The following is a 23,235-nucleotide window of genomic DNA, read 5'->3' as shown; positions in this document are numbered from 1 at the left end:
GCGCGCCGGGCCGCGCCGCCGCCCGCGCGCCGGGCCGCGCCGCCGCCTGTTCAGGCGCTTCCGCGGGCCGCCGCGGGGTCGGCGACTACCCTGCAACTACATTGGCGCCGTGCCCCTGCTCCCCCGGCCAGGTCTCCACGTCTGCGACCTTCCTTGCTCCCGGTGCACCAGGCGGCTTGACGCTGCCCGCGCTCGGAATCTAATAGCTCTACCTTGAAACGGGCGGGGTTCAGCGAGCGAGGCAGGATGCGGATCAAGATGTGGGGGGTTCGCGGAAGCATCCCCACGCCCGGTGCAGGCACGGTCGAAGTCGGCGGCAACACGAGCTGCTACGAGATTCGTGCCGGTGAGACGCTGGTCATCCTCGATGGCGGGACGGGGCTCCGTCTCCTCGGCCAGGATCTGGTCAAGGAGATGCCCTTCGAAGCCTGGATGTTCTTCAGTCACGTGCACTGGGATCACATCCAGGGCTTCCCCTTCTTCACGCCGGCGTTCGTGCGCGGCAACAAGATACATCTCTACGGCGGCCTGAACGTCTCCCGGACGCTCGAGGAGACGCTCGCCGGGCAGATGGACTACCCGAGCTTCCCGGTGCACCTCACGGAGATGGGCGCCGCGATGACCTTCCGCGATCTCTACGAGGGCGAGGTGGTCACGATCGGCCCGAACGACGACGTGCGCGTGACCAACGCGCGCGGCAACCACCCGAACGGCGTGTACGCGTACCGCGTCGAGCACGAGGGCAAGGTCGTCGTGTACATCACCGACTCCGAGCACTACGCGATCGTGGACCCGAAGCTGAAGAAGCTCGCCATGGGCGCCGACGTGCTGATCTTCGACGCGATGTACACGCCCGAGGAGTACGCGGGCGAGGTGGGCGGCGGCCCGAAGACGGGCTGGGGTCACGCGACGTTCGTCGCGGGCTGCGAGCTCGCGAAGGCGTGCGGCGCCAAGCAGCTCGTCCTGCACCACCACGACCCGAACCAGACCGACGCGATGGTGCGCGAGAAGGAAATGCGCGCCCGCGAGCTCTTCCCGAACACCATCGCCGCCCGCGAGGGCACGGTCATCGAGCTCTAGTCGTCGAGATCCAGGCGAGCTCCGACGAGCGTCGCGCGGCGGACGGCCCCCGCGGGGGTCGCAGGGGGCGCGGCCGCCGCCGCCGTGTCACGCGCTCTTCGCCATCGGCTCCCGGCTCGGTTCCCGGGTGATCTCCTCGATGCGGGCGCGCATCCGCTTCTTCGCGCGCTCCTCGATCTGCCGCACGCGCTCCTTGCTGACGCCGAAGTCGGCGCCGAGCTGCTCGAGCGTCACGGGGCTGTCGGTCAGCCAGCGCAGGTTCATGATGCGGCGCTCGCGCGGCGACAGCTCGTTCACGACCTGGAGCAGCGCGCGCGAGAGCTGCTCGCGCTCGTCGGCGTCGCAGGCCTCCTCCTCCGGCGTGTGCGAGCTCGACGCGAGCCGATCCACCGGGGCGACGCCGTCCTCGGTCGGCGAGCGCTCCAGGCTGACGTCGCGCGCCATGAGCAGCGGGAGCAGCTCGGTCGCCCGCTCCTCCGTCAGGCCGCTCAGCTCGGCCAGCACCGCCGGGTCCTTCTCGTGCGTCTTGCGGTAGATGCGCAGCGCGCGTCGCTCGCTCTTCGACGAGCCGAGGCGCACGATCCGGTACCCCCGCGCCACGTGCTCGCGGATCTCCGCCCGGATCCAGTACGCCGCGTAGGTGGCCAGGCGGCAGCCGCGGTCCGGATCGAAGCGCTCCGCGGCCTTCAGGAGGCCGATGTTCCCCTCCTGGACGATGTCCTCCATCGGGAGCCCCCACCGCCGGTACTCGAGCGCGATCGTCATGACGAAGGGCAAGCACGCCTCGATGAGGCGCCGGCCCGCGTCCCGATCACCAGCGCGCCAGCTGAGCGCGAGCTCCCGCTCCGCCTCCGGGCTCAGGGTGGCGTAGCTCGCGAGCTCTGTACGATAAGCCGAGAATGCCGCGCGATCCCAGGTGGTGCTCATGGTCTCTTTGCTCTCCGCCGCGCGCGCCCGATCAAGGAGGACTTGGTTGGGAGACCTCTGCAAGCCGGTGGGCGGCACCGGGGCAGATGCAGGGGGGATGCCGGGATAAACCTTAGGAAATCGCCTTTTTTTGCGCTGGAATGCGCAACGTGTTCGGATCCCCGGAGGGACGCGAAAGCTTTGCGGGAAAGCGGAGGAGCACCCATGCGCGGCGCTGAACCCAGATCCACGGCGCGCGAGCGGCGGAAGCAGACGACGACGACGGCGACGACGGCGACGACGGCGACGACGGCAGGCGCGCCGCGCGCCGCGCTCGCCCCTGCCCCTGCGCCCCGCGCCGTGGTATTCGGAGAGCAGTGAGGACACGCGTCGTGAGCTCCGTCGCGTGCATCGCCGCAAGCCTGGCGACGCTCGCCTTGCTCTCCCGCGAGGCCGAACCGCCCCTCGCAAAGGCGCAGCGCGGGATCGCGCGGTCCCTGCGCGACGCCGTGTCGCCGGCGGACGAGGAGATCGACGGCGCCGGCTGCGACCCGAACGCCCTCGACCGCGGCATCGCCGTGCCGACCGGGGCGCCGACGTCGCTCGGCTGCGATCAGGCGCGCGCCATCATCGCCCAGGCCCGCACCACGCTGGCCGCCCCGCCGCTCCGCGTCGATCCCGCAAAGTTTGCGGAAGCGACCTCCGACTGGCTGGATCCGCACGGGCTGTGGTCGGTCGCCCCGGACGCGCCCGTGGGCGCGTCGCTGCGGCGGGAGGCCGACGCGCTCCTGGCCGAGCTGCATGCGCCGGTGGGGAGCGGGGCGTGCCCCGTGGCGCTGCGCGTGGGCCAGGAGCTCGCCCGGTGGTCGCGCGAGCTCGATGGGATCTTCGGCGAGGGCTACCAGCGCGGCATGGCCAGCCCGCCCGCGACCCTCGCCGCGGCGTGGGAGCTGATGTCCTCGGCGCCGTTCGAGGATGGCGAGGTGACGCGGAGCGCACGGGACCTCGCGCGCGAGCTCGGCCGCGAGGTGGGCGGGCTGCGCGCGCGGTTCGGAGAGCCGCTCGCCCGCTACGCCGACGCCGTGCGGGAGCGCACGGCGCCGTCGATGAGCGACGAAGGCTGGGCGCGCGCGGTGATCGCGGCGGCGGTGCGCGCGTACGTGCCGCAGCTCGACGCGCACGGGGCCTGGGCGCCGCTCGAGGAGGAGGTCTCCATCTACGATCTCGACCTCGAGGCGCACCCGCCGGCCCGCCTGTGGCAGGAGATGACGCGCACCGCGCTCGGCGTGCGCATCGACCGGGGCGCGCTCGCGCCGCTGGCGGACGGCGACGTGGTGCTCCGGATCCAGGACCTGCCCATCTCCGGCATGAGCGTCGAGCAGGCCGAGCAGCTCGCCGTACTCGCCGACGTGCGCCCCGGGACGACAGCGCGCGTGGCGGTGCTCCGGCGCGGGGCCGCGGCGCCACTCGATCTGATCGTGGCGCCGCACGCGACCGGGCCGCAGCCGGCAGAGCCGGCGCCCTCGGAGCTGCCGCTCGATGTGGTGCGGTACGGCGACGGCAAGGTCGCGGTGATCACCATCCCGGACGTGCCGGACGACCTCGGAGACCGGGTCGCGGCGGCGCTCACCCGCGCGCGGGCGCAGGGCGACGCGCGGGGCGTGATGCTGGACGTGCGCGCGAACGGCGGCGGCTCGACCGACGGGGCGATCGCCGCGCTCGGGCTGTTCCTGCCGGGCGTGCCGCTGTTCCCGATGCGGCGCCGCGACGGCGGCGTCGAGGTGGAGCGCTCGCCCGACGTCCCGCCGGAGCGCGGGTGGAGCGGGCCGCTCGCGGTGCTCGTCGACGGCGACTCCGCGAGCGCGGCGGAGATGATCGCCGGCGCGATCGCCAGCTACAGGCGCGGCGTGGTCATCGGCGATCGCACCTACGGCAAGGGGTGCGCCCAGGAGTACCTCGACGACGACGCGCACGTCGGCGTGCTGCGGCTCACCACGCTGCTCTACGCGCTGCCCGACGGCGCGCCGGTGCAGAAGGTCGGCATCGTGCCGCAGGTGCAGCTCTCGCTGCCGGCCACGAACGAGCGCGAGGCGCGCGTCGACCGGGCGCTCGGCCCGTGGCGCGGCCCCGACGTGCGCGATCTCCACCGCGTGCGCGACGTGCCCTGGCCGGCGCACGCGGGGCGCGTGGGGCCCTGCCGCGAGGAGACGGTCTGCCGCGCGCTGCGGTCGCTCGGCGCGGTCCGGGCAGCGGCGCGCTGACGCACGGCCGACGTGAGCGCGCTGCGCGCTCAGCGCTTGAAGAGCTTGCCGAGGATGCCGCCCGCGGGGGTCGGATCGTTGCTCGTCCGGCTGCGCATCTCCTGCACGCGGACCTCGCGGATGGCGTCGAGGTTCTTGGGGTTGATCTCGGCCGCCAGGCGGAAATCGCGGATCGCCTTGTCGATGCGCCCGGAGCGCTTGAGGAGCATGCCGCGGTAGAAGAGCGCCCGCTCGTAGCGGGACTCCTTCTGCAAAACGGCGTCGAGCGTCTGGATCAGATCGTCGTAGTACGCGCTCGTGGCGCCCTCCGCCAGCGCGGGCGGCTCGCCGCGCCGCTGCGCCTGGATCCACGCGAGCAGCGTCATGTACTCGGGCTGCTCCGGGTCCTCGTTCAGGGCGCGCCGCGCGCGGATCTCGGCGCCCAGGAGATCGTTCTTCTTGAGAAGGATCTCGGCCTTCTGGAACTCGAGCGCGGCGTCGACGACGCGGGCGATCTTCTCCTCGTCCTCGGGGGGCGGCGCGGACTCCTTCGACCCCTGGAGGTACTCGGCGCGCCGCCTCGGATCGCTCAACGTCTGGTACGCCTCGCTGATGCGGGCGAACACGCGCGCGACCAGCGGCTTGACGTCCTGGAGCTCCGGCGGCGTCCGGTCGGGGTGCCACTGCTTGGCGAGCGTGAAGTAGGCGCCCTGCACGCGCTCCGGAGGGGCGTCCTCCGCGACGCCGAGCATCTCGAAGAAGCTCTCGCCGTCGATCGTGGCGGCGCGCGCCTCGACGGTGGCGCGCCGCGCCGCGAGCTCGGGGCTCAGCCCGGCGTGCGGCGGCGGCGGGAGATCCGGCGCGGGCACGGCGGCCGCCTGCGGCCTCGCCGCCTCCGGGGCGCGCGCCGGCGGCGGATGACCCGCCGCCTCGGCGCGCCCTCCCCCGCGCGCCGCCCTGCCCTCCGCGCCGACGACGGGCATCTTCACGGTGGGCGCCTGCTGCGGCTGCGCGCGGGCGCCGGGGGCGGCCGGCGGCTTCGGCGCCCTCGGGTCAGCGCCGCGGGGCGCGCCGCCGGACGCGCGCGGCTCGAACGACGCCGCCGGCCCGGAGACCACCGCGCCGCGCGCCTCCGGCGCCGCGGACGGGGGCGGCGCGGTGGTCGTTCGGCGCGGAGCGACCGGCTCGGCGAACGGCGATCCCGACCGCCTGCTCGACGGCGCCGCGGCGTCGTCGGGCTGCCTCGGCGACGCGCGGCCCTCGGCCTCGCCGCGCGCCGGGCGCGGCCCGGGGACCGTCGAGCCCGAGGTAGGTCGCGGCGAGCGCGCGGCCGCGCCGGGCGGCTCGCGCTGCGGGGCCTGCCCCGCGTCGGCCGGGGGAGCGCCGGTCGCGCGGCCGCGGCCGAGCCCCACGGGGCGCCGGCCGGGGGCGCCGAGATCGAGGTGCCGCGTGATCGCGAGCGCGTAGATCGTCAGCCGCACGACGCGCTCCTGCGCGACGCCGGCCCCGACCAGCTCGGCGATCGTCATGCGCCGCGTGCGCAGGAGGTCGACCACGGCCGCCTCGTCGCGGTGGAGCTGGAACCGCTTCATCTCGGCCTCGACGTGGAGGCCGAGCGGCCGGCTGTGGATGCGATCGAGCGTCGCGTCGATCAGCGGATCGTCGGCGTGGAGCCGGACCCCCGCCATGATCACCGCGAGCGGCTCGCACCCGATGAGCTCCGGGCCGCCGTAGGACGACAGCAGGTTCTGGCCGTCGTAGTAGGCGTACCGCGTCCCGGGCGAGAGGTCGTAGAGCGCGACCAGCTTGCGCACGAGCTGCTGGCGGAGCACGCCGAAGACCGTCTCCCGGTCGAGCAGGCCGCGGGAGACGAGCAGCCGGCCGTGCAGCACCCGCCGCTTCGTGATCTCGCGGAGCGTCTCCCGGAGCGTCGCCTCGCCGAGGAGGCCGAGCTCGACGATCACCCGGTCGAGCGGGGCGATGATCGTCCCGGTCCAGATCTTCGCCGGCACGCCGTCGCTGAAGAAGATGCCGTGGCGGACGCCGTCGGGGTCGACGAAGCACGTCGTGCCGGTGAGGCGCCGGTCGAGCATGTACACGAGCAGGTGCACGAGCGGCGTGCGCGCGAGGGTGCCCTCCGCGGTCGGCGGATCGGCCGGCAGCGACAGCACGGCGATCGGGCCGGCCATGGCCGACGGCGGCAGCTCGGACTCCGGGCTGCGATCGCGCCGCGGCGGCGGCTCTCCCCAGCCGCGCGTGCGCGGCGTGGACGGCCGCGCGCTCTCCTCCGGGATCTCGTCAGGCTCGCTGTCTGTCTGCACGGACCACGACTCCTCTCGCTGAGCGCCCGGAAGCGCGTACGGGTCCTCCGCCGCGGCGGGCTCCTGCTGCTGCGGTGGATCGGGCCAGCGCGCCGTGGTGCGCCCCGGCCGCAAGGTCGGCGAGCGCTTGCCGGACGGCGCCGGCGGCAGATCCGCGAGCATCCTGGCCTCCGCGCCGCCGTCGTCGGGCAGCGCCGCCTGCGAGGCGTCGGGCGACGACGCGGGCCCGCGGCCGGCGTCGCCGGGCCGCGGCTGCGTCCTCCGCCCCGCCGGCGCGCTGGTCATCGGCAGCGTGGGCGACGAGGGCCGCGTGATCGGCTGCAGCGGCGGCATGCGCAGGCTGTTGAAGGGCGACGCCGGCGGCGGCACCGGGATGGTGCGGATCGCCGACGGCTCCGCCGCGCTCGCCGGCGCGCGGTGCGACGCCTGCGGCGCCTCCTGGACCGCCGCGTAGGCGCGCATCGAGGCGACGGCCGGGTCGTCGCTGGTCGCGACGATCCGACGGATGTGCCGCGTCGGCTCGCCCTGGCGGGGCCGCTCGGCGAGATCGACCTCGAGCGCGCGCGCGGCGATGGGGCCGCCCGAGGCGTCGAGGACGAGCCGGACGCGCGGCTGCGAGTAGCGGGCCGGGTGCGACGGCGTCTGGACGACCAGCGCGACCTCCCCGGTCGAGAGCTCCACGAGGGTGCCGGTCGGAAAGATCCCGAGCGCCCCGACCAGCAGCCGCAGCACGGTGCGGTCCGCGGGATCGGCCGCCTCCTGCTCGAGCGTGGCGATCGCCTCGTCGGCGGAGAGCGGCGCCTCGCCCGGCGCGGCCGTCAACAGATCGTTGAAGGCGCGCGCTGTCGCGAGGATGCGCGCCTGCAAGGTCGGCTGGCGGAGCCCGCGGTAGACCTGGCCGAGCGCGGGCTGCCGCCGCACCCAGTGCGCCTCGTAGGCCATCACCGTGCGCATCACGCTGGGCTCGTTCACGAGGCCGAGCGCGGTCAGCACGACGGCCGTGCCCGCGGGGACGTCCGCCTCCTGCTGCTCGCTGAGCTGCGGGACGAGCCCGCCCGCGCCGCTCTTCGCGACGCCGGTGAGCCGGGGCCGCGCGGTGTCGAAGAGCAGCGCCGCCATGGAGAGCCGCTGCAGGAGCACGACGTCGCTCGTGATCTGCCGGGCCATCGCGAGGCTCAGGATCGCGGTGTTCACCGCGCGGCCCGCGTCGTCGTGGTTCTGGTTGCGCAGCGCGGTGACGCCGAGGAAGGCGGGGGTCTCGTTCCCGGAGAGGTCGACGAGGCGCTGCGTGATGCGCTTGACGCCCTGCCGCAGCGTGTAGCGGCCGTGCCGCAGGTCGTCGTAGAAGCGGCGGATGATCACGATCGCCGTCGCGTAGGTCCGCACGATGGCCGCGGCCTCGTCGCCCTCGCGATCGATCGCGACCTCGCGGCGGAGCACGGCCTCGTCCACCGCGCGCAGGCGGACGCGCGGCGCCGGGCGGTCCACGAGCGCCGGCTTGCTGCTCCGGAGGGCCTCGGCGAGCGCGGAGGCGAGCGCGTAGAGGTCGCTCGCGCGGACGTCCCTGGCGATGCCGATCTCGGAGTAGCCGCAGCGGCCCAGGATGTCTCCGAGCTCGAGCGCGCCCTCGTAGACGGCGCGGTTCGCCTTGAGGAGCTGCCCGGAGACGAAGACCGATCCGCGGGTGAACAGGACGGAGACGTTGTGGCCGGAGCGCTGGCCGAAGTCCTGGATCAGCGAGACCGTCTCCTCGACCTGCCGCACCATGGCCTGGTTGTCGATCGAGTGCAGCGTCGAGAGCTTCACCAGCCGGAAGAGCGCCTGCACCACGCTGGCGGCGAGGTCGCGCGCCTGCTCGCGCCGGATGTTCTCCGACATGTTCTGGCTGATGACGTCGACCTGGGGCGCGGTCACGGGAGCTCCCCGGTCGTCGAGATCCGCTTGCCGAGGCGCCCGGCGATCGCCTCGGCGGCGGCGCTCGCGGCGTCGCGCAGCGGCTGGCTGTTCCAGGGCCGCCGCTTCGCGGCCGCGAGCGCGGCGTCGAGCGCCTCCTGCGAGCGCGCCTCGCGGCCGAGCAGCTCCGCCGACAGGCAGCGCGTCTGCTCCGCCGCGTCGTCCGCGAGCAGGCCGTGCCGCTGGAGCAGCTCGACGGCGACCGACTCGCCGCGCGCCGGGTTCAGCGTGTAGAGCGCGCCGAGGAACTCGCGCCGCTCGTCGAGCGTGAGCTGGTGGAACGAGCTGTCCTGCACGCGGCGGACGAGCAGCGGGCCGGCCGCGCGGACCTGGTGGTGCGCCAGCGTGCGGAGCGCCGCGACGCGCACGTCGGGCGGCGCCGACTCGGCGAGCGAGAGCAGCTCGTCCCTGATCTGCTCGGGGCTCGCCGCGAGGTGCGCGATCGCCTCGCAGCGGAGCGCCGCGTTCGCGCACCCGGAGAGCCGCTTCAGCGCGCCCAGGGCGCCCGGCGTCCGCGACGCGGCGAACATCTTGAGGATCGGGCGGGAGACGTCGAGATCCAGCGTCATGAGCGCGTCGACGACCCCCTCCTCGTGCCCGGGCAGCGTCCGCTCCAGGTGGCCGAGCAGCGCGCGGCGCAGGGCCTCGTGGCCGACCTGCCCGACGGCCTCCATCGCGACCGGCAGGTGCTCGGGGCCGAGCCGCTGGAGCACCGGCGCGAGGCGCTGCGCGACGAGATCCAGATCCACAGGGGCGGGCGGCGCAGCGGCGCCCGGCGTGCCCGTCATGAGGACGCGCGTCGCCTCGCGGAGCAGCAGCCGCATCGTGTCGGGCGGGAACATGCCGCGGGTGAACTCGGCCGCGAGCGCGCCGCCCTGCTGCCTGGGCGCGAGCGCGTCCAGCGCCTTCTCGACCGCGTCGTGCATCGCGAAGAGCGTGTCGAAGCGGCGCGCGAGGATGAGATCGCGCGCCGAGGCGGCCATCGGCTCCGCCACGAGCTCGACGTCCTGGTAGCGCTTCGCGTTCAGGAAGGCGTCCGCCACCACCTCGACGAAGCGCTCGCTCCAGCGATCCGGGCTGAGCACGAGCTGCGTGCCGAGCGCGCGCTGCGCGACAGGGTCGAGCGCGAGCGCGCTCGCGGCGCGGCGCGCGGCCTTGAGCGCGGCCGCGTCGGTGTCGATCACCATCGCGGCCGCCTCGGCGCGGTTCGCCTTCTCCTCGGCGGCGCGCCGGGCCATGCCCTCGAGGTCGTCGGCCTCGTGCCAGAACTGCTCGCGGTCGGCCGCGTCGCCCTCGACGAAGACGCTCACCACGTCGTAGCGCACGTGCTCGAGGCGGCGCTCCCACAGCGCGGCCGCGACGTCGTCCTCGGGGGCGAGGTCGCGCAGCGGATCGAGCAGCAGCACCTCGCAGAGCGCGCGCAGCTCGTCCTCCGTGATGCCGGGCAGGAGCTGCACGCGCCGCACGCCGGCCGCGAAGAGGTTGTACGGGACGAGATCGAGCGGGTGCGACGGCTCCCAGACCGTGCGCCGGCGGTGCTCGAAGGCGTACGGCGAGAGCGCCCAGTAGACGAGGTTCGCGTCGGCGCGCAGCGCCTCCACGATCGCCTGGAAGGCCGCGCGGAGCTTGTTGTCCGCGTCCGGATGGCTCCAGCCGTAGTGGCGCACCGCCGGCAGCAGCCGCTCCACGCGGCGGAACACCTCGGTGAGCCGCGCGACCGCGGGGTCGTCCGGCTCCGCGTCGCCCAGCTCCTCCTGGGGCGCGGGCTCCTCGGGCGGCAGCTGCCCGACAGCGGTGGGCGAGTCGTCCGGTGGGGGGCGCAGCGTGCTGTGCGGCGCGCTGCGGCGAGGGGCGGACGCGCCGAGCTCCTCGAGGAGGCGCAGCACCTCCTGCCGCATCTGCGCGGCCGACTCGTAGCGGTTGCGCCGATCCCAGGCGAGCGCCTTGTCGACGAGGCCGATGACCGGGGCGGGCAACTCGGGCGCGATCCGCGCGAGCGAGGGCGCCGGCGTGGTCGCGGCGAGGATGAACGCCTCGTTGTCCGAGCGCCCCTGGTGGAGCCGCTGGCCGCTGAGCACCGCGTACAGGGTCGCCCCGATCGAGAAGAGGTCCGCCCGGCCGTCGACCCCCTCGGTCAGCCCCATCGCCTGCTCGGGCGCCATGAACGAGGGGGTCCCGAGCGCCGTGCCGGCCTTGGTCTTGTCGCCGGGCGCGCCGCGCAGCCTGGCCACGCCGAAGTCGAGCAGCTTCACCGCGTTGTCCTTCGTGATGAAGATGTTCGCGGGCTTCAGGTCGCGGTGGACGATGCCCTCGGCGTGGAAGCTCTCGAGCGTGTCGAGCACCTCCCCCACGATCCAGAGCGCCTCCGCGACGGGGAGCTTCCGGCTCTTGCGCTTCCAGAGCTGCTGCACGGTCTCCCCGTCGAGCAGCTCCATGACGAGGAACGGCTCATCCTGCTCGGTGATGTCGTCGTCGAGGATCGCGACCCGGCCGGGGTGATCGATTTTGTTGGCGACGTAGCCCTCGCGCAGGAACCGCTCGCGGATGCCGACGTCGCGCGCGAACTCGGCGTGGAGGATCTTCAGCGCGGCGCGCGAGCCGTTCCGGTGCGTGGCGGCGTACACCGAGGCCATGCCGCCCACGCCGAGGAGGGCGTCGATCCGCCACTTGTTCTTGACGGTCATCCCGACGCGGGCGCGCGCCCGCAGCTTCTCGTCCGGCGCGTCCGTGACCTCCGATGGCGGAGGGAAAACGGACTCGGGGATGACGCCGCGTGAGGTCATTTGGCCACCGGAAGGCGGCAAATCGTATCACCTCCGCGCCCTCACCAGGCTCCGGATTTCACGCGGATTTCGCGCGGGAGGGCGGTCGACCCTACCGCTGGCAGGTCCCTGCCCCGGCCCCAGGCGCTCCGAGGGCGGGACGCCCGGTCAGGATGGCCCGGGCGCGGCGACGATCGTGCGACAACGCGCGTCGTCGAGCACGGGGCGCACGCCGCGGTTCGACGGGAAGAGGGCGTTGAGGCGCGCGGTGACCGCTGGATCGCCGGTGAAGACGTCGATCTGCCGGCCGACGACCTTGATGCCCCGATCCTCGGCGACGAAGCAGCCGTCGTGGCGGCCACCGCCCGGGAGCGGCAGGCCGACAAGCTCGGGCACATAGAGCAATGTGCCGAGCGGGATGACGCTCGAGTCGACAGCGACCGTGCGCAGCGGGGTGATCGGGCGCCCGGTCGCGCCCCGGCCGTAGGGGAACCGCCGCGGGTCGAGCCGCTCGAAGCAAACCTGCTGGTCTGTGCGCGGGCAGACGTCGGCGCACGCGCAGCCGCGCCGCGCGAAGCTCACGGTGTCGCCCGAGACGAGCCGGCCGCTCCCCTGGACGCAGACCTGATCGTGGAACGCGCGCGGGACGCTCGCGAGCGGCGCGCAGGCCGCGTCGTAGAGCACAGCGTCCTTCGGCCCGCCGCCCTCGGTCGGGAAGTCGTAGTAGGTGTTCCGGAACAGCCCGGGCCCGGGATCTGACGCCGTGCGCGTCCCGCGCGCCGCCTGCGCAGCGTCGGCGGCGCGCGCGGGCCGGCCGTGCTCGCGCACGAGGATCGCGGGCTCGTCCTGCCCGAGGTCCGCGTCCGCGGCGCCGCGCCGAGGATCGCCCGGCGCCCTGGCGACGCGACCTCCGGGACCGCCGGCGCTGGCGGCGCCCCGGTCGCGGCCGCCGTCGTCGGACGCGGGCGCGTGGAGCCAGCCGCCGCCGCCGCGCGCGATCTGCGGCTCGCTCGACCCGTCGTGCACCCAGTCGGCGCCCGCCTTCGCGGTGCACCCCGCGACGAGCGCGAGCAGGAGCCCGCGGACCGCGCACGCGCCGGCGCGCGCCGCGCTCGTCAAAAGGCGCCCCCGAGGCGGATGAGCTCCCGGATCGCCGCGGCGGCGATGTCGGCGCGCGCCCAGAGCGCGGCGGGGGCGCCGGCGGCAGCGGGCGCGGCGCCGGCGGCGATCACGACGGGCGCCGGATCGCCCGCGCCCGGCTGCCCGAGGCGGCTCGCGACGAGCCGCAGCGGATCGACCACCATCGCGAACGCGATGTCCGAGCCGAGCGGGGCCAGCGCGGCGTTCATGGCCGGCACCCCGCCGAGGCGCTCGCCCTGGGGCGCCGCGACAACGCTGCGGAGACCCGCGCTCGGGTCGTTGCCGACCGACGCGAACAGGCCGTCGTCGCGGACGATGTAGAGCAGCTCGATCGTCGGCGGGGGCTGCGACACGCCCGGCGCGCCGGCCCCGCGCTTGTCGGCCGAGGCGCCCGGGCCCGCCGGCCCCTTGCGCGCCGGCGGCTGGCCTGCGCCGGGCTGGCCCGCGGCGGCGGTCTGCTCGAACCGCACGCGCCGCACCTCGCCCTCGAGCTGCGGGAGCTCCGCCTTGCCGGTGGACATCCGGAGCCCCTCCCGCTGCAGCGCGGCCTTGACGGGCTGGATCTCCGCCATCCCGAGGAGATCCTGGACGGCGGTCTCGAGCTTGGCCCGGTCGCCCACCGCGGCGCGCACGAACGCCGTGGGGCCTGCCTCGTTGAACCGGAGCCCGCCGGCGAACCAGTCGCCGCGCGCGTCCGACGCCGCGCGGATGACGGCGCCGAGCCGCTCCCGCTCCGCGGGCGGGAGGCCGCCCTCGACGAGCCCCGCGAGGGCGTCGACGAGCTTCGGGACGTTCTCGGCGCGCGACGCGGCCCGGTCGCGGACAACGATCCCGGCGAGCGCGTCCGCGGGCAGCTCGAGCAGCGGCTTCACGTCGCCCACCGCGAGATCGGTCGACGCCTTCGACGCCGGGCCGCCCCCGGCCTTCGGCGTCCCGGAGACGCGCAGGTGCGCGTTCTCGTCGAGCACCAGCGTGACGCGCGCGCGCTCGAGATCGCCGAGCATCGCGAGCGCGCCCTCGATCGCCGGGGCGAGCGGGACCGCGGTGGGGCGCGGGGCGCCGTCCGGCCCGCGGGCCTGGTCCCAGGCGCTCCGCGCCGCCCTGAGCACCGGCCCCTCGATCGCCGGCCGCGGGATCTCGACAGCGAGGTCCTCCTTCGGCGCCTGCGCCTGCGGCATCGTCCGCGCGACATACGGGCCCACGGTGGTCAGATCGCCCGCGCTCTCGGCGACGAGCAGGTAGTTGCCGAGGACGCCGAGGGCCGCCGGGCTCGTCCCCTGCAGCGGCTCGAGCAGCGCGATCGAGGTCGCCGCGTCGGGCGCCGCGCGGAAGCGCGCCCCTTCGCCGCGCGTGAGCTGATCGACGAGGCGCCCGCCGTCCTTCACGTGGATGCCGATCACGACCCGAGGGCGCGGCCGGTCGGGGGCCTCCACGGCCGCGCCGAGCACCGGCACGCTGCCGTCGATCTCGGACGCGACGGCGATGGGCAGGCCGAGCAGCGACGCGGCGAGGGCGCCGGCGCTGCCCGGGAGGAGCGCCGCCGAGCCGCCGACGAGGGCGCGCACCTTGGCCCACGTGGCGTCGGGCGTCGGGAGGAACGCCTCGGCGACGAGCCCCGCCGGCGCGGGCACGGGGCTCAGGCCCGCGACGCCGGCGTCGGCCGGCGCGCCCGGCGATTTGCAGCCCAGCGCGCCCGCGCTCAGGCCGACGAAGGCGGCCAGGAGCGCCGCGGCGGCGCGGTGGCGCAAGAAGGAGGTCGGATGCACGATCACGAACGAACCGTAGCGCCTTCCTGCCGCGATCGACCACGAACCTGCGAAATCGCCGGACGCGCGGCGCGGCGTGGCCGAGGCGCGGCGCCAGGGGCCGAGAGGAGGCCCAGGGCCGCGACGAGGCGCGACGCGGACGCAGCGGCGCGTCAGGGCCTCGAGGCGCGTCGGGCGGCGACGACAACGGAGGACTCGCCGAGACAGATGCGCGCGAGCGAGAGCAGCATCGCGTTCTCGCGGACGCGGTGCAGGAAGCTCTCGCGCAGGGCGGGCTCCGGGATCGCGGCGGCCCGGGCGAGGAGCCTGCCGCGGGCCCGCGCCGCGGCGGCGCGCGCGCCCTCGAGATCGCCCGCGGAGCGCGCCGCCTCGACGAAGGCGACGAGGACCAGCGACTCGAACTCCTCGATGCCGCCGTGGCGCGCGAGGAGCTCGGAGGCCTCGCGCGCTGCGGCGAGCGCCTCGTCGGCGCGCCCCTGCGCCGTGAGGGCGCGCGCGAGCGCGGCGAGCGCGCCGGCGCGGGACGGCGGCGCCACCTCGAGGAGCTCCGCGGCGCCGCGGGCGTCGGACTCGGCCGCGCGGAAATCGCCGGCAGCGTGGGCGATGAGGGCGGCGTGGACGCGGGCGCCGCCCTCGAAGCGCAGGTTGCCCTGGCCGCGGCACTCCAGGATGACCTGCCGCGCGAGCGCGAGGGCCTCGTCGAGCTGGCCCCGGGCCGCGAGAACGCGGCCGAGGGTCTGCCGGGCGCGCGTCGCCACGGCGCGCAGGCCCATGCGCTCGGCCGCCTCGAGCGCGGCGGTGAGCTCCTCGCCGGCCCGCTCGACGTCGCCGATCTCGAGGAGCGCGACGCCGAGGTTGACGCGGGCGCTGCACGCGTCGCGGGCGTCGCCGGCGCGCTCGAACGCGTCGATCGCGGCCGCGTAGCCCGCGAGGTTGCCCGCGGGATCGCCGACGTGCCGCGCCCGCGCGCCGCGCAGCCGGTGCACCTCGGCGGCGACGCGCGGCGTGAGCGACGCGAGATCCGCCACGAGGGCGCGGACCCGCGCGATCAGCGCGCTCGCCTCCGCGTAGCGCCCCGCGGGGAAGAGCTGGCGCGCCGCCGAGCACAGGGCGATCACCCGCGCCGCCCGGGCGTCCGCCGCGAGCGGCTCGGCGCGGACCTCCGGGCGCCGCGCGCCCTCGTCGCCGGGGCCCTCGGCGGCGAGATCGCCGCACGCGGTGACCTCCTTCGCCCAGGCGGTCGTGAGCATGGTGTCGCCCCGCCGGCCGCTCGCGATCATCAGCTCGTCGGCCGCGCGGAACCAGAGCGGCGCGCCGCGGGGCAGGCGCCGCGCCGCCTGGGCGGCGCAGCGCTGCGCCTGCTCGAGCTCGCCCCGCCAGCGGTGGGCCTCCGCCTGGACAAGGCGCAGCGCGGCCAGCGTCTCGCCGCCGCGCGCGCTGCGCGGGCCGGCCGAGGCGCCGCCGTCCTCGTCGGGATCCGCGTCGGCGAGCCTGTCGCACAGGTCACCGTGCCGCGCCCCGCGCTCGGCGAGCGCGATCGCCGCGGCGAGATCGCCGCGCGCGAGCGCCTGCTCGGCGCCGCGCAGGAACCACCGCATCGCCCGGCCGTGCTCTCCGCCGTGGTCGAAGTGCTCCGCCAGCGCGAGCGCGTCGGGCTCCCCGACCTGCTCGAGCCACGCGCCGGCGAGCCGGTGGCCGAGGAGCCGGTCGCCCCGGGTGAGCGTCGCGTAGGCGGCCTCGCGGAGGCGAGCGTGCCGGAACGCGTACTCCTCTTCGCCAGGAAACCTGCACGCGGGGCGCCGCTCGACGAGCGCGCGCGCGACGAGCTCGGACAGCCACCGATCGAGATCCGGGGCGCTCTGCGCGCCGCCGAGCAGGGCGGCCACGCCGCCGCGCCAGAACGCCTCGCCGAAGACGCTCGCCGCGCGGAGGATGCGCCGCACGGCCGGGTGCAGGTCATCGAGGCGGGCGTGTGCCATCGCGAGCACCGTCTCAGGCGAGGCCTCCGCGTCGCCGCGGGCGATCGACCGGATCAGCTCCTCGAGACAGAAGGGGCGCACCGCCGCGCCGCCATCGACGCGCGCCCGCGCCGCGGCTTCCTGGCCGGGCACCTCGCGGACGAGCTCCCCCTCTGCGCCGCGGGAGAGCCCGTCGAGCCGGGCCTCGATGGCGTCGCGGCCGGCCCAGAGCTCCGCGTAGAGGCGCTCCACCTCGGGGCGGCCGAGCGCGAGGAGGCCGGCCGTCACGTCGTCGATCAGGACGCCGCCGTGCGCGGGCGCGCCGCCGCTCACGCCGCCGGCGGCGCGCTCGGCCCCGCCGCGCGCGCGGGCTCCGAGGAGCGCCGCGGCGCGCTCGATCACCTGCCGCGCGGGCCATCGGCCCGAGGCGACGTCCTGGCCCATCGCGAGCGCGACGGAGAGGTCCGCGGGCAGCAGCGCGCGCAGCGCCAGCGCGCAGCGCGCAGCGCGGGCGGCCTGGTCCGTCGGCGTCCGCGGCTCCGCCCCGGCGGCGCGCGGCGGCGCTGCCTGCGGATCGGCCTCGCCGCCGGAGAGCGTGACGACGAGCCACCTGGAAGCGAGCCTGTCGACGCGCCCGCCGAAGGGCGCGACAGCCGCCCGGATCGCCGCCTCCGTCGCGGCCCTGGGCGCGGGCTCGTGGGGCCAGGCGCGCGGCGCAGCGGCCTCCGGCGCGCGCTCGGGGACCTCGGCCCGCGCCGCGCCGGTCGCGGTGTCCGGGGCGGGCGCCGCCGCGGCAGCGTCGCCCGCGAGGGCGCCGTGGATGAGCACCACGCTGATGTGCCGCTGCTCGACCGCGACGCTCTCGGCCAGCGCCCGCGCGGGCCGCGCGCTCGCCGCGGCGTCGTCGCCGGCGTCCCTCGCCTGCTCGCTGGCGGCGCAGAGCTCCGCCGCGCTCGCGAGGACCTCGTTCCCGTCCCGCGGGCGGCCGTCCGGCTCCTTTTCGAGCATCCAGGCGACGAGGTCGTCGAGCGCGGCCGGCACGTCGGGCCGCAGCTCGGACAGCCTGGGCGGGCCCACGAGGGCGGCCTTCGCGAGGATCGCCATCACCTGATCGCCGGCGAACGGCGGCCGGCCGGTGAGGCCGTGCCAGATCACGCACCCGAGCGAGAACACGTCCGCGCGGGCGTCGACGCGCGCGCCGCCGCGCGCCTGCTCGGGCGCCATGTACCCCGGCGTCCCGAGCGTCACCCCGTTGCGCGCGCCCTGCCGGAGGACGTCGCCTGCCCCCGCGCGCGCGGGCAGGCGACGCGGCACGGAGTCGGGTCCAGCGCCTGCGACGGCGCGGGCGATGCCGAAATCGACGATCTTGGCGGCCTCCAGCGCGCCGCCCGGCAGGAAGATGTTGCCGGGCGTGACGTCGCGGTGGACGATCCCCCGCGCGTGCACCGCGCCGAGCGCGCCCGCGAGGCGCCGCAGCAGCGTCACCGCGCCGTCCACGCCGAGGCGCTCGCGCGCCACGCGCGCGGCGAGGTCCTCGCCGTCGAGCCACTCGAGCGCGAGGTAGCGCTGCCCGTCCCCGGTGACCCCGTGCGCCACGTAGCGGACGATCCCCGGGTGGCGCAGCTCGGCGAGGAGCCGCGCCTCGCGCTCGATCCGCCTCTCCTGGTGCTCGGCCCCCCGGTGCTGGACCTTCAGCGCGACGGGGCTGTCGTCGGTCAGATCCGTGGCCCGGTACACCGAGCCCATCCCGCCCGATCCCGCCAGGCCTTCGATCCTGAAACGGTCCGCGACCGTGACTCCCGGGCGCATCAACCGGGCGATTATACGTCGGGCCGCGGTCGCTGATAGGGGAAGCCCGCGCCCCGGTGCGCACTGCAGCGTACGCCCGCGCCGCTCCGCGCTCGTCCGAGGCGGCGTCAACGGAAAGCTGCGGAGCAGGCGCACTGCTGCGGTAAGCTCCGGCCGATGCCTCGCCCCGGCCACGACAGCGTGGTGCTCATCACCGGCTTCCCCTCGTTCGTCGCGCGGAAGATGCTGCAGCACATCCTCGCGTCGGAGCCGCGCACGCTCGTCTACGCCGTGGTGCTCGCGAAGTCGTCCGCGCAGGCGAGCGCGGAGCGCGACGCGCTCCCGCCGGCGGACCGCGAGCGCGTGGCGCTGCTCGAGGGGGACGTCACGGCGATGGATCTCGGGCTGTCGGGCGTCGAGTTCCGGCAGCTCGCCCGCGAGGTCGACCGCATCCACCACCTCGCGTACGTGAGCCACGCCGGCGCCGACCGGAGCACCGCCCACACCGTCAACGTCGTCGGCACCGCCGAGGTGCTCGAGCTCGCGCGCGCCTGCGCCTCGCTCCAGTGCCTCGTCCATCAGTCGACCGCGTTCGTCGCGGGCGACCGGACCGGTACGGTGTACGAGGATGATCTCGAGGCCGGTCAGGCGTTCCGCAATCCTGTGGAGGAGACGCGAATGCGCGCCGAGGTGCTCGTGCGGCGGGCGATGCGCCACCTGCCGGTGGCGGTGGTCCGGCCGACGACGGTGGTGGGTGACTCTGCGACAGGGGAGATCGACCGGCTCGACGGCCTGTACCTCCTGGTGCTGCTCATCATGGCGGCGCCGGCCGACATGGCGATCCCGATGCCGGGCCGCGGCGACGTGCCGCTCAACATCGTCCCCATCGATTTCGTGGTCCGCGCGACGCACGCGATCGGGCTGCACCGGCTCGCGGCGCGCCGCACCTTCCACGTCGCCGACCCGCACCCGCTCTCGGCGCGGCGGGTCTTCGACCTCATCGCCCGGGCGAGCGGCCGCCGCGCCGCGCGCGGCCACATCCCGTCGAACCTCGCCAAGGCGCTGCTCCGCACGCCCGGGATCGAGCGCTTCGTCCGCAGCCCGCGCGCGTTCGTCGAGCAGCTCATGACCCCGGTGCGCTACGACGCCCGGAACGCGGATCTCGTGCTCACCGGCGCGGGGGTCGCGTGCCCGCCCTTCGAGTCGTACGTCGACGTGCTCGTCGGCGCCGTGCAGGAGCGCGTCCGCGAGCGGCGCGAGCGCCTGGAGATCGAGGCGAGCACGGACGCCGACCTCGACGTCGAGGATCCGCTGTCGTGAGCGCCGCGGCATGCTCCGCGGCCCGCGCGGAGGTCCCGGAGCGCGGCGCGGCTCTCCCGCGCCCCCCGCGGCGGCGCTCCTCCGTCGCGCTGCTCGCGACCGCGGCGCAGCTCGCCGCGGCGGCGCTCGGCTGCAGCTCGACCCGCGAGCACGTCGCGCCGCCGACGCCCGAGGTGGCCCCCGCGCCGGCGGCGCTCCCGCCGCGCCGGGCCGATTCCGCCGCGCCCGAGGCGACCGCGCCGCGCCGGGCCGAGCCCGCGCCGGCGCGCCCGCCGGAGCTGGATCTTGTGCGCCCCGAGGACGGGCCCTACGCCCACTTCTTCGCGGCGCTCCGCGCGCTCGAGCAGGGGCGCCGCAAGGACCACGTGCGCGTCGCCTGGCTCGGCGACTCGCACGCCGCCGCGGATTTCTGGAGCGGCGCGCTCCGCACGGCGCTGCAGCGGCGCTTCGGCGACGGCGGGCTCGGCTTCGTGCACCTCGGCTATGCCGCCTACCGCCACGACGGCGCGCGGCTCACGACCGAGGGCAAGTGGCGGACGCGCCCGAAGACGCCGGGCGGCTCCACGCCGGCCGACGACGGCGTCTTCGGCCTCGGGGGGATCCTCTTCAGCGCGCACAGGGGCCCGGTGCGCGCGGAGATCACGGTCACGGGGGCCGGGCCCTCCGCGCGGCTGCTCTGGGACGTGTGCTTTCGTTCCAGCGCGCCGACCGACGAGCTCGCGGTGACGATCGAGGGCGGTCCGAGCGAGATCCTCCGCGCGGCCGCGGGCGACGCCCCCGGCGCGCTGCAGCACGCGAAGCTGGCGAGCGTGGGCGCGACGAAGCTCGGCGTCGTGCCGTCGGGCGCGCCCGAGCTCTGCGGGCTGGTCGTCGAGGCCGACCCGGAGGCGAGACCCGGGGTGGTGGTCGACACGCTCGGCATCAACGGCGCCCGGCTGGCGACGGCGCTGCGGTGGAGCGAGCTCGCCTGGGCCGCGGAGCTCGCGCGGCGCTCGCCGGAGCTCGTGGTGCTGGAGTACGGCACGAACGAGGCCGGCGACGTCACCACGGATCCGTCCCTCTACGCGAAGCAGCTCGCCGAGCTGCTCGCCCGTACCCGCAGGGTCGAGCCCGACGTCGACTGCCTGGTCCTCGCGCCCACGGACCGGAAGGACGCGCCGGAGCGCACGCCCGTCATCCGTGACGTCCTGCGCGACGCCGCTCAGGAGGGCGGCTGCGCGTTCTGGGACACGTACGAGGCGATGGGCGGGAGGGGCTCGATCGAGGCCTGGTACCGCGAGCGCCCGCCGCGCGCGTCCCGCGACGGCGTCCACCTGACGTTCCGCGGCTACCGGGAGCTCGGCGTGAAGCTCTCGAACGACATCCTCGAGCGGTACCGCCCCTGACGGGCGGTTTCGCCTGCGGGCTCCGTCCGACGGCGACGGCGGATCCGCTCGGATGGCCTTGCTCGTGCTTTTCGGCTCTCGTGCTTGGTCGGCGTGAAGGCTTCTCTCACGCGCGATGGGCGAAGGGGGCACATGCTGCATGCCGGAGACGTTGCGGGAGGTCGCTTCCGACTGATCCAGCCGATCGGCTCGGGCGGGATGTCGAGCGTCTGGTGGGCGCGCCATGAGCTCATCGGCCGGGACGTCGCGCTCAAGCTGTCCCCGGCGATCCAGGACGAGCAGGTCATCGGGCGGTTCGTCCGCGAGGCGAAGATCATCGGCAAGTTCCAGCACCGGAACATCGTCGGCGTGGTCGACGCCGGCGAGCTCCAGGAGGAGGGTTACCTCTTCCTGGCCCTGGAGCTCCTGCGCGGGTCGCCGTTCGCGGACCGCCTGATCCCGCACCGGCCCCTGCCGCCCGAGGAGGTCTTGCCGGTCCTCATGGAGGTGTGCAGCGGGCTCTCGGCCGCCCACGCCGAGGGCGTCGTGCACCGCGACATCAAGCCGGAGAACATCGTGATGGCCATGGTCCCCGGCGAGGGGGTCGTGCCGAAGATCGTCGACTTTGGCATCAGCCAGCTCACGGGCGCGGGCGACGCGCTCACCATCGACGGGCAGCTCCTCGGGACGCCCTCGTACATGAGCCCCGAGCAGGTGCTGGGCAAGCGCACGATCGACGCGCGCGCCGATCTCTGGGCGGTCGGCGTCATGCTCTACGAGGCGCTCAGCGGCGCGCAGCCGTTCAGGGGAGGCAGCCACCACGCGGTCCTCCGGCGCATCCTCGAGACCGAGCCGGCGCCGCTCCCGTCGTCGATCCCGCCGCGCCTCCGGAAGATCGTCGGCCGCTGCCTCGAGAAGGACCCGGCGCGGCGCTACATGGACGCGGCCTCGCTGCGCGCGGATCTGCAGGCCACGCTCGACGACCTCGGCGCGAGCGCGCCCGCGCCGCTCGTGATCCTCTCGCCGCAATCCGCGGGCTCGCGGTCGGTCGAGGCGACGCGCCCGCGCGGCGCGCTCGCGGCGCCGCCGGAGCTCGGCGCGCTCGCGGCGCCGCCGGAGCTCGTCGCGCGCGCCGCGCCACGGAGGGCCGTCGCGATCGACACGCCGCCGGAGCTCCTCGCGCGCGCCGTGCCGCCGAGGCGCCTCGTGCTCGACGCGCTGCCGGAGCTCCTCGCGCGCGCCGCGCGGCCGAGGCTCGCCCTGCGCGCGCTCGAGCGGCTCTGGGCATCGCGGCCGCAGGCGCGTCGGTGGCGCGAGGCGCCGACGCTCGAGCGCACGCTCGGCGTCGCGCCGCTGCCGGACGCGGGGCGGCGCGCGAGGGCGAGCCTCACGCTCCGGCTCGCGGGCGCAGCGGCGCTCGTCGCGGCGCTCACCTCGGCCGCGCTGCGAGAACAGACGGACGCGGAGGCCGGGGGCGCGGCGCGCGAGAGCCTCCGCCCCGTGCTGGCGGCGGCCTTCGCCGAGAGCGGCGCCGCGTCCCGGCGCGGCGACGGCGCGCCGGCGAGGGCGAGCGGCGGCGCGCCGGCCCAGGAGGCGGCGAGCCGCGACGGCGCGCCCGGCTCGCCCGAGCTCACCTCGACGGCCCCGGTGAGCGCCGCGATCGAGGCCGCCTCCGAGGACAAGCCCCCGCGCTCGCAGGCGCCGCGCGGGACACCGCGCTCCCGCATCACGAGCCCTGGATTCTGATGATCAACGCCGCACCCACCTCCGCCCTGCGCAGGCGCTCCCGCCGGCGCGCCGCCGCGCTCGGGCTCATTTTCTGGGCGCTGCTCTCCCCCTCCTGGCTGTACGCGCAGGACGACGGCGCGACCGGCGCGCACGACGACGGCGCGACGCGCGCGCTGCGGCTCCAGTTCGCGCGGGGGTTGACCCTCGAGGGCGCTGGACGCTGGGCGGACGCGCTCGATCGGTTCGAGGCGATCGCCCGCCGCCGGCCGACCGCGAACGTCACGTTCCACATCGGGCTCTGCCACGAACGGCTCGGCCGGCTGCGAAAGGCCGAGCGGACGTACCAGGACGCGCGCGCGACATCGCGGGCCGCGACGCCGGCGGTGCTCGCGGAGATCGACGCGCGCCTCCAGGACCTCGAGGGGCGGATGCCGAGGATCGTGCTGAACCTCGCGGGCGCGACCGAGGGCGTGACCGTGCTGCTCGACGGTGAGGTGGCGCAGCCGTCGCGGGCGATCCGGGTCGATCCGGGCCCTCACGTCGCCGTGGCGCTCCGGCACGGGATCCCTGTCGCGGCGAGCGCGTTCTCGAGCCACGAGCGCCGCACCCGGTTCGTGACGTTGACCGTTCATCCCGTCCCGAGCAGCGCATCGGAGCCCTGAGCTCGACGGACCGTCGGCCCCTGGCGCGGCATGACGTACGGCGCACTTTTCCTCTGCGATTCCGGTTCCTGACGGGCTCCGCCTGGTCCGGTCGGCCGCGCGCGGTGCTGGCGGGATCGGCGCGCGCCGGGCTCCCCACACTCGATCACCTGTGCGCGCGGAGGCGCCAGCGACCATCGTCGCGGGCGTGATCGCGCCGCGGCCGCGTCCGCTTTTCGCGGCGATCTCGCGGGAATTCCTGGAGCCC

At 75.9% G+C, this 23,235-nt stretch carries 13 protein-coding genes; 7 read left to right on the top strand and 6 right to left on the bottom strand.

Annotated features, from left to right (window positions below):
• The first annotated feature begins 246 nt into the window (after positions 1-246).
• Entirely contained in the window at positions 247-1,080 is an 834-nt protein-coding gene (locus WMF42_RS04530) for an MBL fold metallo-hydrolase (protein ID WP_061613339.1), read from the top strand.
• 87 nt (positions 1,081-1,167) lie between these two features.
• Here the strand turns inward: WMF42_RS04530 and WMF42_RS04525 are convergent, their stop codons facing one another.
• On the bottom strand, positions 1,168-2,007 hold the full coding sequence (locus WMF42_RS04525) for a sigma-70 family RNA polymerase sigma factor (RefSeq protein ID WP_061613340.1): 840 nt from the start codon (positions 2,005-2,007) through the stop codon (positions 1,168-1,170).
• A 204-nt stretch (positions 2,008-2,211) separates the two neighbouring features.
• Here WMF42_RS04525 and WMF42_RS04520 point away from each other — a divergent pair, with 204 nt between their 5' ends.
• Entirely contained in the window at positions 2,212-2,367 is a 156-nt protein-coding gene (locus WMF42_RS04520) for a hypothetical protein (protein WP_437690409.1), read from the top strand.
• Positions 2,364-4,247 (top strand): S41 family peptidase, encoded by a 1,884-nt coding sequence (locus tag WMF42_RS04515; protein ID WP_437690407.1) that lies wholly within the window; start codon positions 2,364-2,366, stop codon positions 4,245-4,247. The genes WMF42_RS04520 and WMF42_RS04515 overlap by 4 nt, the downstream gene beginning before the upstream one ends.
• Before the next feature lie 29 nt (positions 4,248-4,276).
• On the opposite strand, the gene WMF42_RS04510 is transcribed toward WMF42_RS04515, so the two are convergent.
• From WMF42_RS04510 to WMF42_RS04490, 5 genes are all read right to left on the bottom strand, one after another.
• Positions 4,277-8,461, bottom strand: a complete 4,185-nt coding sequence (locus tag WMF42_RS04510) for a DnaJ domain-containing protein (RefSeq protein WP_437690405.1) — start codon at positions 8,459-8,461, stop codon at positions 4,277-4,279.
• Entirely contained in the window at positions 8,458-11,283 is a 2,826-nt protein-coding gene (locus WMF42_RS04505) for a protein kinase domain-containing protein (RefSeq protein ID WP_437690403.1), read from the bottom strand. Before WMF42_RS04505 ends, WMF42_RS04510 begins: the two co-directional genes overlap by 4 nt.
• A 147-nt stretch (positions 11,284-11,430) precedes the next feature.
• Positions 11,431-12,381 (bottom strand): 3D domain-containing protein, encoded by a 951-nt coding sequence (locus WMF42_RS04500; RefSeq protein WP_437690401.1) that lies wholly within the window; start codon positions 12,379-12,381, stop codon positions 11,431-11,433.
• Positions 12,378-14,174: a hypothetical protein gene (locus WMF42_RS04495; protein ID WP_437690399.1), complete on the bottom strand. Its 1,797-nt coding sequence runs from the start codon at positions 14,172-14,174 to the stop codon at positions 12,378-12,380. The genes WMF42_RS04500 and WMF42_RS04495 overlap by 4 nt, the downstream gene beginning before the upstream one ends.
• A 146-nt stretch (positions 14,175-14,320) precedes the next feature.
• Positions 14,321-17,935, bottom strand: coding sequence for a protein kinase domain-containing protein (locus tag WMF42_RS04490; protein WP_437690397.1), 3,615 nt, complete (start codon positions 17,933-17,935; stop codon positions 14,321-14,323).
• A gap of 156 nt (positions 17,936-18,091) precedes the next feature.
• On the opposite strand from WMF42_RS04490, the gene WMF42_RS04485 reads away from it, so the two are divergent.
• The 4 genes from WMF42_RS04485 to WMF42_RS04470 all read left to right on the top strand — a co-directional run bounded on the left by WMF42_RS04485 (position 18,092) and on the right by WMF42_RS04470 (position 22,988).
• Positions 18,092-19,234, top strand: a complete 1,143-nt coding sequence (locus WMF42_RS04485) for an SDR family oxidoreductase (protein WP_437690395.1) — start codon at positions 18,092-18,094, stop codon at positions 19,232-19,234.
• The gene (locus tag WMF42_RS04480) at positions 19,231-20,619 is read left to right on the top strand and encodes a GDSL-type esterase/lipase family protein (RefSeq protein WP_437690393.1); all 1,389 of its coding nucleotides are present in this window, start codon (positions 19,231-19,233) and stop codon (positions 20,617-20,619) included. The genes WMF42_RS04485 and WMF42_RS04480 overlap by 4 nt, the downstream gene beginning before the upstream one ends.
• A gap of 132 nt (positions 20,620-20,751) precedes the next feature.
• Positions 20,752-22,344 (top strand): protein kinase domain-containing protein, encoded by a 1,593-nt coding sequence (locus WMF42_RS04475; protein ID WP_437690391.1) that lies wholly within the window; start codon positions 20,752-20,754, stop codon positions 22,342-22,344.
• On the top strand, positions 22,344-22,988 hold the full coding sequence (locus WMF42_RS04470) for a tetratricopeptide repeat protein (RefSeq protein ID WP_061611195.1): 645 nt from the start codon (positions 22,344-22,346) through the stop codon (positions 22,986-22,988). Before WMF42_RS04475 ends, WMF42_RS04470 begins: the two co-directional genes overlap by 1 nt.
• The last annotated feature ends 247 nt before the right edge of the window (positions 22,989-23,235 follow it).

The organism is Sorangium sp. So ce176, from assembly GCF_051519835.1.
Lineage (GTDB): Bacteria > Myxococcota_A > Polyangia > Polyangiales > Polyangiaceae > Sorangium > Sorangium cellulosum_G.
The sequence above is the reverse complement of the archived record's forward strand: the minus strand, read 5'-3'. Positions and strand labels throughout refer to the sequence as shown.

Coding starts and splice junctions, on each gene's coding strand:
- WMF42_RS04490 (WP_437690397.1), bottom strand. CDS start 17,935: ATGCGCCCGGGAGTCACGGTCGCGGACCGTTTCAGGATCGAAGGCCTG.
- WMF42_RS04525 (WP_061613340.1), bottom strand. CDS start 2,007: ATGAGCACCACCTGGGATCGCGCGGCATTCTCGGCTTATCGTACAGAG.
- WMF42_RS04520 (WP_437690409.1), top strand. CDS start 2,212: ATGCGCGGCGCTGAACCCAGATCCACGGCGCGCGAGCGGCGGAAGCAG.
- WMF42_RS04475 (WP_437690391.1), top strand. CDS start 20,752: ATGCTGCATGCCGGAGACGTTGCGGGAGGTCGCTTCCGACTGATCCAG.
- WMF42_RS04470 (WP_061611195.1), top strand. CDS start 22,344: ATGATCAACGCCGCACCCACCTCCGCCCTGCGCAGGCGCTCCCGCCGG.
- WMF42_RS04530 (WP_061613339.1), top strand. CDS start 247: ATGCGGATCAAGATGTGGGGGGTTCGCGGAAGCATCCCCACGCCCGGT.
- WMF42_RS04485 (WP_437690395.1), top strand. CDS start 18,092: ATGCCTCGCCCCGGCCACGACAGCGTGGTGCTCATCACCGGCTTCCCC.
- WMF42_RS04505 (WP_437690403.1), bottom strand. CDS start 11,283: ATGACCTCACGCGGCGTCATCCCCGAGTCCGTTTTCCCTCCGCCATCG.